We start from the raw sequence: 14007 nt of genomic DNA, 5'->3' as shown, positions 1-14007 counted from the left end.
AGGTTTCTCTACAAGCTGAGTGGGGAAAAACCCCACCCATTATCCATTGCTTTTTTAATTTTCAATTACTGAGGTGTGCCTCCACCCATTTGTTGTTGAGCGAAAGAAACTAAGCGTTTAGTGATTTCTCCTCCAACTGAACCGTTTGCACGAGAAGTAGTATCCGCTCCAAGGTTAACTCCGAATTCAGAAGCGATTTCGAATTTCATTTGGTCGATAGCTTGAGCAGCACCAGGAACTACTAGTTGGTTAGAACTGTTTTGTCTGTTTTGTTGAGCCATGTGTTCTCACCTCCTTGTGAGTATAGATTGTGTAAAAACACATGACTTCATACAAAGAATGTTTGGTAATTGTATGCAAAAAACAGACAAGGCGAGCCCGGCTAACATTCGGTTTTAAAAAAAGTCGGCAAACTTTTCTTTCGCTTCCGCTTTGCTGCTTAAAACGATGGTTTCCGTCTTTTCTACAGCTTCTTGAATGAGCGAGTCAAAGTCTGTATAGCTTTCAAAGTGCTCGATTTTTTCTTTTTTCGGACGCGTTTTCGGTGCTGAAGGAGTAAAAATCGTGCAGCAGTCTTCATATGGACGTATGCTGATATCATACGTATCGATATCTTTCGCTTTCTCAATGATCTCCGTTTTATCCATTCCGATCAGCGGCCGCAAAACCGGTGTGCTCGTTACGGCATTGATGGCATACATGCTTTCCAGCGTCTGGCTTGCCACTTGCCCGAGGCTTTCCCCGGTAAAGATGGCCAGGCCTTTATGCTGTTCGCGGAGCTTGTCTGCAATCTGCAGCATAAGTCTGCGGGTTGCTGTCATCGAATAGTTCTCCGGAATTTGTTTTTGAATGAGTTCCTGGGTTTTTGTAAATGGGACAATATGAAGCTTGATGTCCCCTCCGAACGCCGTAAGACGGGCGGTGAGATCGATGACTTTTTGCTTGGCGCGTTCGCTCGTGTACGGCGGGCTGAAGAAGTGAACAGCTTCGATCTCAAGCCCCCGCTTCATCGCATAGAAACCGGCAACAGGGCTGTCGATGCCGCCCGAGATCATTAGCATCGCTTTTCCTCCGCTTCCGACAGGCAATCCTCCTGCACCTTTTTCATCCCTGAATGTCAAATAGGTAGCATCTTCTCTGATCTCGATCCGTAAATGAATGTCAGGCGAGTGGACATCAACGGTCAAATCTTCCGTATTGCGCAGAATATGCCCGCCGATTTCGGCATTCATTTCATTTGTATTTAATTCAAACTGTTTATAGGCTCTTTTTGTAGATACTTTGAATGTATCCCCCGGCTTGTACTGCTTTTGTACAGAAGCTAGCGCCGTCTCTTTAATGCTGGCAAGGTCTGTCTGGCATTTGACGGCAAGACTGAAGGATTGAATGCCGAAAACATGTTTTAAGTGTGCGGTTACGGCTTCTGCATCTTCTCCGTTTAATGTCAAGGTCATTCTGTCACGAGTTGATTCATAACGAACTTTGCCAAAATCGCGCAGAACCATTTTAATATTTCTTTTCAGACGATCGACAAAAAGCCTTCTATTCTTTCCTTTTGTTGAAATTTCACCAAAGCGGATTAAAATGTAATCGTATTTCATTGTATCTCTACCTCATAATTCCTTTTAGTTTGTGTAAACTTTCTTTTAAGGCCGTCATAAACGGTTCGACTATCTCTTTGTTATCACGGTAAGTCATGCTGATTCTGATGCTGCTGGCGGCGGCCTCGTCCCCTTTGCCCATTGCTAAAAGCACTTTGCTTGGCTTATGCTGCCTTGATGAACATGCAGATGTCGTCGATACAAAAATATCTCGTTCTTCGAGCATATGCAAGAGAACTTCGGCTTTCATTCCAGGAACGGAGAAATTAATGATGTGCGGGGCGCTGCCAACTTCCGGCGTATTTAATATAACACCTTCCATCTCTTTTAGCTGTTTGATGAAATTCGATTTTGCAGTTTTCATCTCTTCTATATAATCATCATAATCCTTTGATGACATGTTGACGGCTTTTGCCAGTGATACGGCCCCGGCCGTGTTTTCAGTTCCGGCTCTTCTGTTGTTTTGCTGCTCGCCGCCTGAAATTAAAGGAAAAAGTGAAAGCTCTTCTTTTAGTATGAGAGCTCCGGTCCCTTTTAAGCCGTGAAATTTGTGGCCTGAGATCGTGCAAAGATCGATGGCGGCCCCGGGGATATCCAACGGAACCTTATTGATGCCTTGAACATAATCAACATGAAAGCAGGCCCGGCTCTTCTCTTTCACGATCCTTCCAATGTCATCTACAGGCTGAATAGCGCCTGTTTCATTGTTGACATGCATGACACTGACAAGAATCGTGTCTTTGCGGAGCGCTTCTTCAAGCTGTTCAAGTGAAACGAAACCGCGGCTGTCAACGGGAAGATAGGTGATCTCAAAATCGAAAGCCGTTTTCAGCTGTTCCAACGATTCTGCGACAGAAGGATGTTCGATGGAGGAAGCGATGATATGCTTCCCTCTATGGCGATGAGCCAGGGCTATGCCTTTGAGCGCCATGTTATTGGCTTCTGATGCACCTGACGTAAATACGATATCATAGCGGCTCAGGGACAATGCCGATTTGATCTGCTGTCTCGCCTCAGTCAGCAATTGATCTGCTTCAACGCCATGACGGTGCAATGACGACGGATTGCCAAAGAAGCGCTGATTTACTTGTTCATAAATTTGTAACATTTCATGATAAGGTTTTGTTGTCGAACTGTTATCAAGATAAATCATGATCTTCTCCTTTAAAAATGAACGTTCTTTTTCATGACTGTATATGTTATCATAACAACTTGTAATTGAAAATTAAAAATAAAGTGTTTGACTTCTCTGATTTTTAAAATATAATAGTCTTTGGACTTTTGTCATATTATATCACAAAAATAAATTGACAGAAAATTTAAACAACACCCAGGAGGTTCTTTTTAATGAAAACTTCACTATCCGCCAGAGAAACGACAGCGATCGGGCTTATGCTGTTTGCTCTCTTTTTCGGAGCGGGAAACATGATCTTTCCTCCCCAGCTTGGGCAAGCTGCAGGAGAAAATGTATGGCCGGCAATCATCGGGTTCTTGCTGACAGGCGTCGGCCTTCCGCTGCTCGGTGTCATTGCGGTCGCCTTGACCGGTAGTGCAAAAGGACTGGCGGACAAAGCGCATCCCGTCTTTGGCACTATATTAATCGTCAGCATTTATTTAACAATCGGACCGCTGTTTGCAATTCCAAGAACAGGAAATGTTTCGTATGTCATAGCGGTTGAACCTTTTTTAGGACAACATTCATCAAATATTTATCTGTTTATTTTTACCTTGATTTTCTTCGGTGTCACTTATTTCTTGGCTTTAAATCCAAGCAAGCTTGTTGACCGGATCGGCAAAATCTTAACACCGATATTATTGACCGTCATTGCCGTATTAGTCATTAAAGCGTTTATAACACCAATGGGCAGCATCGGGTCTGTTACTAAAACATATCAATCCACTCCGCTGTTCGTCGGATTTTTAGAAGGCTATAAAACAATGGATGCCATTGCATCGATCGTTTTTGGGATCGTCGTGATTAGTGCGATTAAAGAACGCGGCGTTACAAATCCTAAATCAATTGCTGCTTCTTGTATCAAAGCAGGCATTGTGGCTGCTGTCGGCCTTGGATTGGTATATGTTTCGCTTGCTTATTTAGGAGCGACAAGCGTTGAAACAGTCGGTTCCCTTGATAACGGCGGAGAAATATTATCAAAAGCTTCAGCGTATCTATTTGGTTCACTCGGTAATGCCGTGCTTGGTATCGCCATTTTGTTCGCCTGCCTGACCACGAGCGTCGGACTTGTTTCTTCTTGCGGAGAATACTTTTCAAAGCTGATTCCAAAGCTTTCTTACAAAACCGTCGTGATCATCGTCAGCCTTTTCAGCCTTGCGATCGCCAATTTCGGTCTGACAGAAATCATCTCGTTTTCAGTGCCGATCCTTTCGGCGATTTATCCGCTGGCTATCGTCGTTGTGCTGTTTTCATTTATTGACAAGCTGTTTAATGAACGGCGTGAAGTGTATATCGGCGCCCTTATCCCAACGGGCATCTTAAGCATTATTGACGGTTTGAATGCTGCCAATATTCCGCTGGGAACGCTCAATCAAGTCTTAGGAGATACGATTCCGCTGTACAGCGTCGGAATCGGCTGGGTCATTCCGGCAGTTATCGGTGCAGTTATCGGATATATCACGACCTTTTTTATTCCTTCCCAGAATGACCGTTTAAAGAAAGTAAGCTAACACCGGCAAAAACCCCTTCGTGCTGAAACGGAGGGGTTTTTTTACGGGGTCAAAAAAACCGGCGCTGTGGCCGGTTTTCGTTTATTCAGGCTGCTGCGTCTGCGCACCCAGCCGTTCTACTGATCCAGGAGACGCTTTTTCCACCGCTCTTGCGGCAATGTCGTAAGCTTCATCATATTCATACGAATAAAAGCGGTTTTCCGCTTCTTTCAGCTGCTCGGAAAGCATATGGTTCTGGCTTCTGAAGCGGTTGCCGTACTGAATGATGCGTTCGATCATCAACACTTTTTCGACAAGCTCGTCTGTCTGTTCTTTCACTTCTGTGACAAGCTTCTCAGCTTCTTCTAAACGCTCGTTGACTCCATCCATGTTGAGCGGCAGCATTTGAAACTGTTCACTCACTTTCTGAACGGACGAGCGCGACTGCTGAATCTTTTCTGTTACGGACGCCGGAATGCCGGGAACATTGCTTTTCTCCAGACGCCTCGCCGTATTTGTAATCGTCTGCTTCAATTGCTGAAGAAGCTCTCTCGCCTGAAGTTCTTCCTTTCTCAGCATTTGCAGCATGTCCCTGTATTCATCATGCTCTTTTTGAGCCGCTTCCAATTGCTTTTCAATGTCTGAAAGCTCTTCTTTCAAGAGCGAATAGGCGACATGCTTCTGGTCAAGCCTCTCCTTCACCTGCACAAATTGCTTTTCAACCATTTCAAGACGCTTTTCATATGACTGCTGCTTCTCAAGTTCATCGTTTGTCAGTCTGTAGCTTTCCTTTACAAGGTCCGTTTCTGCCTTTGTATCTTGTTTATGGGTTTCAAGCTTTTCCAGTGCGGCAGCCAGCTCAGGGACTTTGCCTAAGATCAGCTGGCCGGCTTCGACCTCATCTTCAAGCTGAGAATACAGCGTCTGGATCGTTTCCTCGATCATCTGCATGGTCGCCGCGGCTTCTTCCAAATTAATCTCGGTCAAGAGCGCATCTTCTGCGCGCTTTAATTCTTTGAAGAGGTTTTCCAATTCCTTTTCAATTTGAATATGATCCAGCTTGTAGCCTTTTTCGATCATTTCCTGATGGCCCGCCTTCAGCTTTGCCAGCTCGTTCGGCACCGTCTGCTTGCAGCCGGCGAGCAGCTTCGGCACGTCGTCTATGTGTGATTGAAGCTCTTCAAGCAAGCGGTCCTGGGCGAGCAGCACCTTTCTTGCTTCTATGTAGTTTCCGCCTTCAGTTTCAGCTTCGAATTGTTTGATTCCTTCCCACACCGTATCAAGATCGGCTTCTATTTTCGGGTAAAGATCGCCATACAGGTGGCTGTAAGCCAAAAGATTTTTGCGTATTTTTGTATACTGTTCTTTAATTTCTTCAATTTCTTTGCGGTTTTGCTCTTCGCTTGAAACGAGATCGGCAATCTCCTTTAAAATGTCTTCAATATTTGATTCGGCCGCTGATAAAAGGTTTTCGATATGAGCGAGCACCTGCTTTGATTTTTGAAAACGGTATTTATCGGCGCAGTCCTCCGCCTCAAACAGGAGCTCTTCCACTTTGGGCATGTGTGAAGTCACGATTTCATCCCATTCTTTGCGCCATCTCTCAAAAAATTCTTCAGTCTGCCCCGTCATTTTCAAATGCTTGATTTTTGACATTTCTTCCACAATCGACCGGTTCAAAATTTCAATTTTCCAAGCTTCTAAACGGTCAATTTCTTTATATATATTTCTCCTGAATAAGTAGCCGGCGGAAAATAAGATTAAAAATACCGCCAATAAGCCTATGACAAACTCCATAATGAGCCCCCTTGCTGTTTAACTTGTTCTGTCAGGGTATGATATTTGAAACCGTTATGTAAAACAAAGTTTAGCTATCGTTTTCATTGTTCTTATGATACCATGTAACCAACATTTTTTGAGCAGAATTTTTAATTTTTTTACATCAAAGTGACAACATCTGACTATTTTTTTACGGGGGGACATCATGCTGAAACGAGACGGTCATGTTCATTCTCCTTTTTGTCCGCACGGATCAAAAGATGAGTTCAGACATTATATAGAAGAATTATGCAAAAAAAGCTTTCAATCCGTAACCTTCACAGAGCATGCCCCGCTTCCGCCTTCTTTCAGCGATCCGACCCCGCAGAAGGACAGCGCCATGCCGATGTCCGCCCTGGAGCGCTATTTTGAAAGTCTGCAGCACTTGAAAGAAGAGTATAAAGGACAAATTGACGTTTTAATCGGCCTTGAAGTCGATTATATCCGCGCGTATGAAGCTGAAATCAAAACATTTCTCGATACATATGGCACATTCCTTGATGACAGCATCCTGTCCGTTCATTTTCTGCCGGCGGGATCTTCACACATCTGCCTTGACTATGATGAAGATGCATTTCAAAATCTGATCCGATGCTGCGGAAGTATCGAGCAGGTGTATCTTGCCTATTATCAGGAAATCTTTTCTTCTATTGTATCATCGCTCGGTCCTTTTAAGCCAAAACGAATCGGCCATATCACACTTGTCAAAAAATTTGTTAAGATTTTTCCTTATACGATGTCTGCTCCTGTCCGGGAATTGGTGTCTTCCTGTATAGCCGAAGCCGGAAATCGCGGGCTTGAACTCGATTTTAATACATCAGGTCTTCGCAAGCCTCAGGCAGGGGAAGTCTATTTGGAAGACTGGATGATGGAAGAAGCCCAGCAAAAAAACATCCCGCTTGTTTTTGGGTCTGATGCCCACCAAGCAAAGGATGCCGGGTTTGGTTACGAATGTTTTGAACGCCGCTGTGCTAAATAACGGCAATATGTTCACGCTCTCTGTACAGCAGGCTGATGATCCAAGTTTTGACTTCTTTATAGTACGCCTTATAAAAGTATGGTTCGTGCGGCTGCAGATAAAGCACTTCCGAAATATACTGCGGCTGCAAATAAGGCATCATCAAAAGGGACTTCAGCTGGATCATAAAATGAGAAAGCGGGAAACGGGAAAATTCCCTGTCCGCTTTTCCTTTTTCAATGATCAAGTGAAGAATGTACTTTTCTTTTGTTAAATATGTCGACATCACTTCGCGAATCAGCGTCGAATCAATCGTCACTTCGCGATAGACAAATCGAGTTAATTGACGGTGTTCATGCTGATACGATAGAATATCAAAAACCAATTGAAGAAGGCAGTCCTTTGCACTGAGGTCCTGAAGGCGCTCATGTCCGTTTTCAAGGATTCTTAAATAGCCTTCATAAAAACGGGATACCAAATGCTCCATTAAACCGCCTTTTCCATTAAAATAATAGGAGATGTGGGCCACATTGACATTCGCTGCTCCAGCAATTTCACGAACTGAAGTTCCTGTAAATCCTTTTTGATTGAACAGCTCGACGGCAGATTCGATAATCCTGTCCTTTGTGGTTAAAAGAGAGTTTGATCCCATCTTGATTCACCACCCCTTCTTACTTAAAACAATTCCACTTCAAGCGGATTTGTTCCTGTAAAAAGTGCTCGACAAATAGCAGCACACCAAGTGCAATTTTGCCATTTCAAAGAAAAAGCGAGGGAAATACAATGTTTCATGTCGAAAAAACTGAAGGCAGCAAAGAAAAAAAATATGAGCTTCTCCTCAAACAAATAGATGCGCTGACAGAAGACGAGCCTGATATGATTGCCAATCTAGCCAACGCCTCTGCTCTCTTGTACCACTCACTGGAAGACGTCAACTGGGCGGGCTTTTATTTTGCCAAAGACGGAGAGCTTGTGCTCGGTCCTTTCCAAGGGCTTCCCGCCTGCGTACGGATTCCGTTAGGAAAAGGCGTCTGCGGCACCGCTTATGCAAACGCACGGGTCGAACGCGTTGAGGATGTCAATGCATTCCCTGGACATATTGCATGTGATGCGGCTTCCCAATCGGAAATCGTGCTCCCCCTTAAAATCGACGGAGAAGCGGTCGGCGTCCTTGATATAGACAGCCCGATTAAAAACCGATTTGATGAAAAAGATGAGTATTACCTCAAGAAATTCACCGAAAAACTTGAAGAGCGCTTAAGCAAAAAGAGCCGGTAAATCCGGCTCTTTTTCGTGTCATGAAAATGGCTTTTGAATCATCAGTCTGTTTTTTCCGTTTCGCTTGGCGGCGTACAGGGCGACATCCGCCTGCTTTACAAGAGAAGTCAAAGATTTCGGATGGTCCTCCGACCAATGGGAAATCCCGCAGGAAATCGTAACTTTGGGATTTGTACATTCCCTGACAAGCGCAATCAGCCGTTCAGCCAGTATTTCACCTGCATGCAAGTCGGCTTTCGGAAGGTACACCGCCAGCTCTTCCCCTCCCCATCTTGCCCCGACATCCTGTTGGCGGATATTTTGCTGAATCGCCCGGGAAACTTGAATAAGAATTTCATCACCGGTCTGGTGTCCATAGGTATCATTAATCCGTTTAAAATTATCAATGTCGAATAACACAAATACCCCTCTTTGATCATCCTTCATGCTGCGTTGAATTTTTTCATCAAGATAGCTCCTGGAATAAAGCTCTGTCAAACGGTCTGTCTGCACCAGATACTTCAGGCGGTCGCGAAGCATCGAATTGGAAACGGCAAGTGTGGAATGCCTGATGAGCGTCTGAAACAGCTTAAACATTTCAAACGTAAAGGAGCAGGCGTTTTTTTTCAAAACGATGACAAACCCCTTGCTCTCATTATTTTCAAGCATCGGAACACCCATTAATGAAGCATATCCTTCATTTCCGAACAGAGAAGAACCATTCCCGACAAAAACGCCATTCTCTTCAGAAACCTTCTCTTTAACGTAGCTGATATAAGGAGCGGCTGCATCCGTTTGAAAGAAGCCGGTGCTCCCCGGCAGCAAATTTTGTTCTTCAAAGTGATTGTTATAAAAGAAACCGACTTCTTCAGCGCCGAATGAGCCGATAAGCCTTTCGGACAAATTCTTCATCATGTCCGGAAGCCGTTTCGTCCGGTTCAGCTGATGGGAGGTTTCATTGATCAGCTCCAGATTCGAAATCATATTTTTGGCTTGCTCATAAAGCCGGGAATTTTCAAAGGCTTTTCCTGCGGCATTCGAAATGATGCATATATCCTGAGCCATATCGGCAGCGTTCGGGCCTGAAGCTTTTAAAACGCCATATGTCCCCTGCCTGCCTTTAATCGGGATGTATACGGCAGACTCGTCCTTGTGCTTCATCTGGCCTGATAAATAAACCTCCAAGGCAAAAGAATCGGTCGATTCATTTTGAACGTCTATTTCTTTTGCAGGCAGATGGATATACTGATCCTGATCATAAGATAAAAAGAGACAATATGTTAAATGAGGGAATACATCCCTTAAGATTTCAAGCATTGTTTTTAGGACTTTTTCCTTATCCATCAGCTCATGGAGCAGTTCTGTCTGTTTATAAATCTCGGTTTTGCGAAGTTTGTCATCATGAGACCTTTCAAGATCAGCACAGTATGTCAAACACATATGAATCGATTCAGCCAGATCTTTCGGTATTTTATGATTCTTTCGACATAAAAGTTCAATATATTTGTTGTTTTCTTTTATTGTTATAATGGTATAATAATCATTGATGTAATTGATTGAACCGCTTTTGCCTTTCAGCATTGCCGGCTCAGAAGAAGAAGCATGCAATGTTAAGGATATAAACGAAAAAAATGACTCGGCTGCCGATTTCAGCCAGACGACAGAGTCATTGTATGAAACAGCCGGCTTTTTGAATAAAAATTGGAGCAGTTCCTGATGAAAAGAGAGATATAGGTCTTCGGTTTGTCTATTCATTATTATCACCTAAAAAAATCCATTATAGTCTAATTTAATTTTCCTAATTATATCATAAAAGAAGGACTATATCCCGATAAGCGTTTTAAATCTTTTCGGGACTGCCGATGAATGGTTGACTTTGCCCCAGGGACGTTATATAATCGTCTTTGTGTGAAATATTGCAGCCTTTTTGTTCTGCTTCTTTGTTTCATTTTGTTCCTTATGTGAATAAGGTGTATCGTGTAACTCTTTGCTGCTGGAGCGAGGATACATGAAAACAAAATGGACATGGCTGAATTGAACAGATGGGTTTTATTTTCACAAAAATAAAACCAAAGGAGGAGTCACATTATGGCTCGCTATACAGGTCCAAGTTGGAAAATATCCCGCCGTTTAGGAATCTCCTTAAGCGGTACAGGTAAAGAATTAGAAAAACGTCCTTACGCGCCAGGTCCGCACGGTCCGGGACAGCGTAAAAAACTATCAGAATATGGTTTGCAATTGCAAGAAAAGCAAAAGCTTCGCCATATGTATGGTGTGAACGAGCGCCAGTTCCGCAATCTTTTTGACAGAGCTGCGAAAATGGTCGGTAAACACGGTGAAAACTTCATGATTCTTCTTGAATCTCGTCTTGACAACATCGTATACCGTCTTGGCTTAGCGCGCACTCGCCGCCAAGCACGCCAATTGGTAAACCACGGTCATATTCTTGTTGACGGAAGCCGCGTTGACATCCCGTCTTACCAAGTAAAACCTGGTCAAGCGATTGCTCTTCGCGAAAAATCTCAAAACCTTTCTGTCATCAAAGAAGCGGTTGAAGTGAACAGCTTCATTCCTGAATACCTGACATTTGATGCTGAAAAGCTTGAGGGTACGTTCACTCGCCTTCCAGAGCGCTCTGAACTTGCTCCTGAGATTAACGAAGCATTGATCGTTGAGTTCTACTCTCGTTAATTGAAGAGTATTGATAAAAACCCTAGAATCGTTGGTATCCCAACGATTCTGGGGTTTTTGTTTACTCTGCTTTTTAGTATGTCGTATTCTCCCCCATATCATTTACCTTAACCTCAAAAACAAAACCCCTCTCAATATGAAGGTTTTTTTGCTGGATTATAATGAGTTAATACTTAAGATAATCGATATCAGATAAAAATTTTGTTTGTCCCCTCCTTTCCTGTCTTCCGATAACTCAGCACGATCCTGAATGGGACCGGAGATGAAATCATCTTTGTAACATTCCCTAATGTTATCTAAAATTTCTTTATCAAAAACATAAAACGGTTGTTGAGGAACTTTTGTATCATGGTGTTGTTTTTGTTCAGCTTCTACTACTGAGATAGAGCTTAGTGAAAAACAGAAAAAACAACAATAAAATCATTTTTTATAAAAAAGGAGTTAGCGTTATGATGTTCGAAATAATCATGAAAGAGATTTGATCGACTGGAATATTGTCAGATGGGAGATTCATGATGAAAATGGATGACAAGATTCAAAAAAAGTATAGGGAGGAGCTAAAAAAACAGGAAAATCACAAAAGGTATACTATCGAAATGATGATTATCGTAACCATTATTGTGCTGATTGTTGCTCTTAATTTAATAATTCCTGAATTTTGAGCAAAGATTCCTCTTCCTAAAAAATTGAAACAGGATGAGAGTGCGTGTTGAATATAAACCAGAGGGGCAAATCAAAAATGGATCTTAAGAAGAGGGAGATTCAAAAAAAGTATAGAGACGAGATTCAAAAACAGAAGCAAGCTAAAGAGGATGAGAAACATTACACCAAAGAAGTAATCATTGTCATAACAATGATTGTGTTGTTTATTTATTTCTTTTACACTCTTCAAGGATTTTAATAAAGCTTGAGAATGTTATTGAATATAAGCCCCTCTCGGAGAGAAGGGCTCTTTCGATAGGTAACCCTTTTTCGATAATATCATCCGCAGACAGGACTTCCGCAAAACACCTTTTGATCAGCTCAGGAAAAGTCAGATGTTCACACCAAGCTGCCGGAGATCGTCATGCTTATCACCATGAACCCTTTTCTCAATCATCTTACCGTCGGCTATTCGCAAAACGATAATTTAACGGTTTTTCCCGTTGAAAGAACACCGTCCAGCGGGACCTTCAAAGACAAAGTAAACGGGTGCTTGGATCGGCATTTTGAAGTCCGAAAAAGCAACGAAGTTTTTTTTGAGCTATAGGCATTTTCCCCAGGCATAGGTGTATCAACCTGCGGATAGAATACAAAGTCTTTATGGAAGAAACCTCCCAGTGGCTTCATTCGCTTTTATAAAAACGTCTGACTCATTCTTTATTGGCTTCAACTGTCATGATGATCTTCCCTCTACTATAGATTAAAATGTGTATGATTCACCGTCATCCGGCACTAAAACATGAGAAACGATTCCTTTTTCTTGAATGAATGTTTTTAACTCTTCTCTTGATAATGTCCAATGATTGACAGCTTCCATATGGCTTGAAATGATTGTTGCGTTAGGGGCTGCTTTATACACTTCATAAATGTCCTCTTTCCCCATTACGAGAGAACCGCCTTCTAAGAATTGATTATCTCCGCCATTGACGACAATGATATCCGGCTGATGTGTATCGATCTCTTCTTGGACACCTTCATACCATACTGTATCTCCAGCTACATACAACGTTTTCTCATTTGAGTGCTTGAAAACAACGCCGCACACTTCACCGGCAAGCTTTAATATTTCTCCTCTACCATGCTCGCCTCTTGTTTTGATTAATTGAATATTTTCAAAAACTGTATCTTCCGTTAAAACTTCTACATCTTGAAAACCGGCATTTCTCACTTCTTCAGCATCCGCTGTATTTTGGACAAACAGTTTGATATCTTTAGGCAACATTTCTTTGGCAGCATCATCAAAGTGGTCTAAATGCAGATGAGTGACAATGACAGCATCCAGATTCTTGATGATGTCGTCAATTGATGCCGGCAGGCTGGCTAAAGGATTATTTTGATCTTGTCTTGCCGAATTTGGAAACGGGGGATAAGTGCCTTTCTCAGCCAGCATTGGATCTATTAAAAATGTTTTGTCTGCATATTCGACAATTAATGTCGCATTTCGAATTTGTAGAATATTCATGTTCATGGCTCCTTTTCTTTGAATTACAATCAGTTTATACTATGACCGATTAACATTTACATAGATAAAATCAAGTCTTTTTTCCGTTTGACTTGATTTTTGAAAAAATGTATTTTGCTTTGTCATTCCACACAAACCTTTTGAAAGGATTTGATCGAATGCTGGATCATACAGACAAGCGAATCTTAGAAGAATTATCCAATAATAGCCGTGCTACGATGAAGGAATTAGGGGAAAAAGTTCATTTGACAGGACAGGCAGCCGCAACCAGGGTTGCTAAATTGGAGGATCAAGGAGTGATTGAAGGTTATACAATCAAAGTGAATCAAGTGAAACTCGGGTGTTTTATACATGCTTTTATCAATATCTATACAAAAAGTACTTATCACGAACCTTACCTTTCATTTTTAAAAACAAAGGAGAACTACATCATCAATAACTATAAAATCAGCGGGGATGGTTGTTATCTTCTTGAATGCAAGTTCCCGTCTCATGAACTGTTAGATCAATTTTTAATAGACTTAAACAAGCATGCAAACTACAAATTAGCGATTGTTATTAATAAATCGTAGATGAATGGGAAATACGGGGCAAGCATTCAATGAAAAAGAGGGTCGCGGGACCCTCATGATTTTAACCGCTTTGCTGTATCTTCCGTCTGATTCACTTGATTAAGGGCGGACGCTTGATGTTCAGCATGTTCATTTCGTTCTGTCTCAAGCTGCTTTTGATAATCTTCCATAAATTTTTCTTTTGCCGCAATGAACAAGTTCATTCTGAATTCCTCCCGATTAGAGAATGGAAACGCTTTACCTTCTACATCTATATTTTTGACATTTCCTGAATGAACATAC

At 42.2% G+C, this 14007-nt stretch carries 15 protein-coding genes; 7 read left to right on the top strand and 8 right to left on the bottom strand.

The window, feature by feature from the left end; translation table 11 throughout:
• Positions 1-65: 65 nt before the first annotated feature.
• From BTA30_RS11885 to BTA30_RS11875, 3 genes are all read right to left on the bottom strand, one after another.
• Positions 66-281, bottom strand: a complete 216-nt coding sequence (locus tag BTA30_RS11885) for an alpha/beta-type small acid-soluble spore protein (protein WP_076761446.1) — start codon at positions 279-281, stop codon at positions 66-68.
• Positions 282-395: 114 nt separating this feature from the next.
• On the bottom strand, positions 396-1601 hold the full coding sequence (gene thiI, locus BTA30_RS11880) for a tRNA uracil 4-sulfurtransferase ThiI (RefSeq protein ID WP_076761445.1): 1206 nt from the start codon (positions 1599-1601) through the stop codon (positions 396-398).
• A gap of 7 nt (positions 1602-1608) precedes the next feature.
• Positions 1609-2754 (bottom strand): cysteine desulfurase family protein, encoded by a 1146-nt coding sequence (locus BTA30_RS11875; protein WP_076761444.1) that lies wholly within the window; start codon positions 2752-2754, stop codon positions 1609-1611.
• Between the two features lie 194 nt (positions 2755-2948).
• Here BTA30_RS11875 and brnQ point away from each other — a divergent pair, with 194 nt between their 5' ends.
• Positions 2949-4286, top strand: a complete 1338-nt coding sequence (brnQ, locus tag BTA30_RS11870; protein WP_076761443.1) for a branched-chain amino acid transport system II carrier protein — start codon at positions 2949-2951, stop codon at positions 4284-4286.
• Positions 4287-4367: 81 nt separating this feature from the next.
• Here brnQ and ezrA read toward each other — a convergent pair whose 3' ends face one another.
• Positions 4368-6062, bottom strand: a complete 1695-nt coding sequence (gene ezrA, locus BTA30_RS11865; RefSeq protein ID WP_076761442.1) for a septation ring formation regulator EzrA — start codon at positions 6060-6062, stop codon at positions 4368-4370.
• A 187-nt stretch (positions 6063-6249) separates the two neighbouring features.
• On the opposite strand from ezrA, the gene hisJ reads away from it, so the two are divergent.
• Entirely contained in the window at positions 6250-7062 is an 813-nt protein-coding gene (gene hisJ, locus BTA30_RS11860) for a histidinol-phosphatase HisJ (RefSeq protein ID WP_076761441.1), read from the top strand.
• On the opposite strand, the gene refZ is transcribed toward hisJ, so the two are convergent.
• Entirely contained in the window at positions 7055-7693 is a 639-nt protein-coding gene (gene refZ, locus BTA30_RS11855; protein WP_076761440.1) for a forespore capture DNA-binding protein RefZ, read from the bottom strand. The genes hisJ and refZ overlap by 8 nt on opposite strands.
• A gap of 131 nt (positions 7694-7824) precedes the next feature.
• On the opposite strand from refZ, the gene BTA30_RS11850 reads away from it, so the two are divergent.
• Entirely contained in the window at positions 7825-8319 is a 495-nt protein-coding gene (locus BTA30_RS11850; protein WP_076761439.1) for a GAF domain-containing protein, read from the top strand.
• 18 nt (positions 8320-8337) lie between these two features.
• Here BTA30_RS11850 and BTA30_RS11845 read toward each other — a convergent pair whose 3' ends face one another.
• Complete coding sequence (locus BTA30_RS11845) at positions 8338-10053, bottom strand: sensor domain-containing diguanylate cyclase (protein ID WP_076761438.1); 1716 nt, start codon at positions 10051-10053, stop codon at positions 8338-8340.
• A gap of 333 nt (positions 10054-10386) precedes the next feature.
• On the opposite strand from BTA30_RS11845, the gene rpsD reads away from it, so the two are divergent.
• The 3 genes from rpsD to BTA30_RS23855 all read left to right on the top strand — a co-directional run bounded on the left by rpsD (position 10387) and on the right by BTA30_RS23855 (position 11890).
• Positions 10387-10989 carry a 30S ribosomal protein S4 gene (rpsD, locus tag BTA30_RS11835; RefSeq protein ID WP_076761437.1) on the top strand — a complete coding sequence of 201 codons (603 nt, stop codon included), beginning with the start codon at positions 10387-10389 and terminating at the stop codon, positions 10987-10989.
• A 515-nt stretch (positions 10990-11504) separates the two neighbouring features.
• Complete coding sequence (locus BTA30_RS23390; protein WP_164470239.1) at positions 11505-11651, top strand: hypothetical protein; 147 nt, start codon at positions 11505-11507, stop codon at positions 11649-11651.
• 77 nt (positions 11652-11728) lie between these two features.
• Positions 11729-11890 carry a hypothetical protein gene (locus BTA30_RS23855; RefSeq protein ID WP_094777328.1) on the top strand — a complete coding sequence of 54 codons (162 nt, stop codon included), beginning with the start codon at positions 11729-11731 and terminating at the stop codon, positions 11888-11890.
• A gap of 501 nt (positions 11891-12391) precedes the next feature.
• Here BTA30_RS23855 and BTA30_RS11820 read toward each other — a convergent pair.
• Entirely contained in the window at positions 12392-13153 is a 762-nt protein-coding gene (locus tag BTA30_RS11820) for an MBL fold metallo-hydrolase (protein ID WP_076761435.1), read from the bottom strand.
• A gap of 158 nt (positions 13154-13311) precedes the next feature.
• On the opposite strand from BTA30_RS11820, the gene BTA30_RS11815 reads away from it, so the two are divergent.
• A complete protein-coding gene (locus tag BTA30_RS11815) occupies positions 13312-13725 on the top strand; it encodes an Lrp/AsnC family transcriptional regulator (protein ID WP_076761434.1) in 414 nt (137 codons plus the stop codon).
• A gap of 53 nt (positions 13726-13778) precedes the next feature.
• On the opposite strand, the gene BTA30_RS23385 is transcribed toward BTA30_RS11815, so the two are convergent.
• Complete coding sequence (locus BTA30_RS23385) at positions 13779-13928, bottom strand: hypothetical protein (RefSeq protein ID WP_164470237.1); 150 nt, start codon at positions 13926-13928, stop codon at positions 13779-13781.
• Positions 13929-14007 lie beyond the last annotated feature (79 nt).

This window comes from Bacillus swezeyi (assembly GCF_001969815.1).
In the GTDB taxonomy this organism is placed as follows: Bacteria; Bacillota; Bacilli; order Bacillales; family Bacillaceae; genus Bacillus; species Bacillus swezeyi.
The sequence above is the reverse complement of the archived record's forward strand: the minus strand, read 5'-3'. Positions and strand labels throughout refer to the sequence as shown.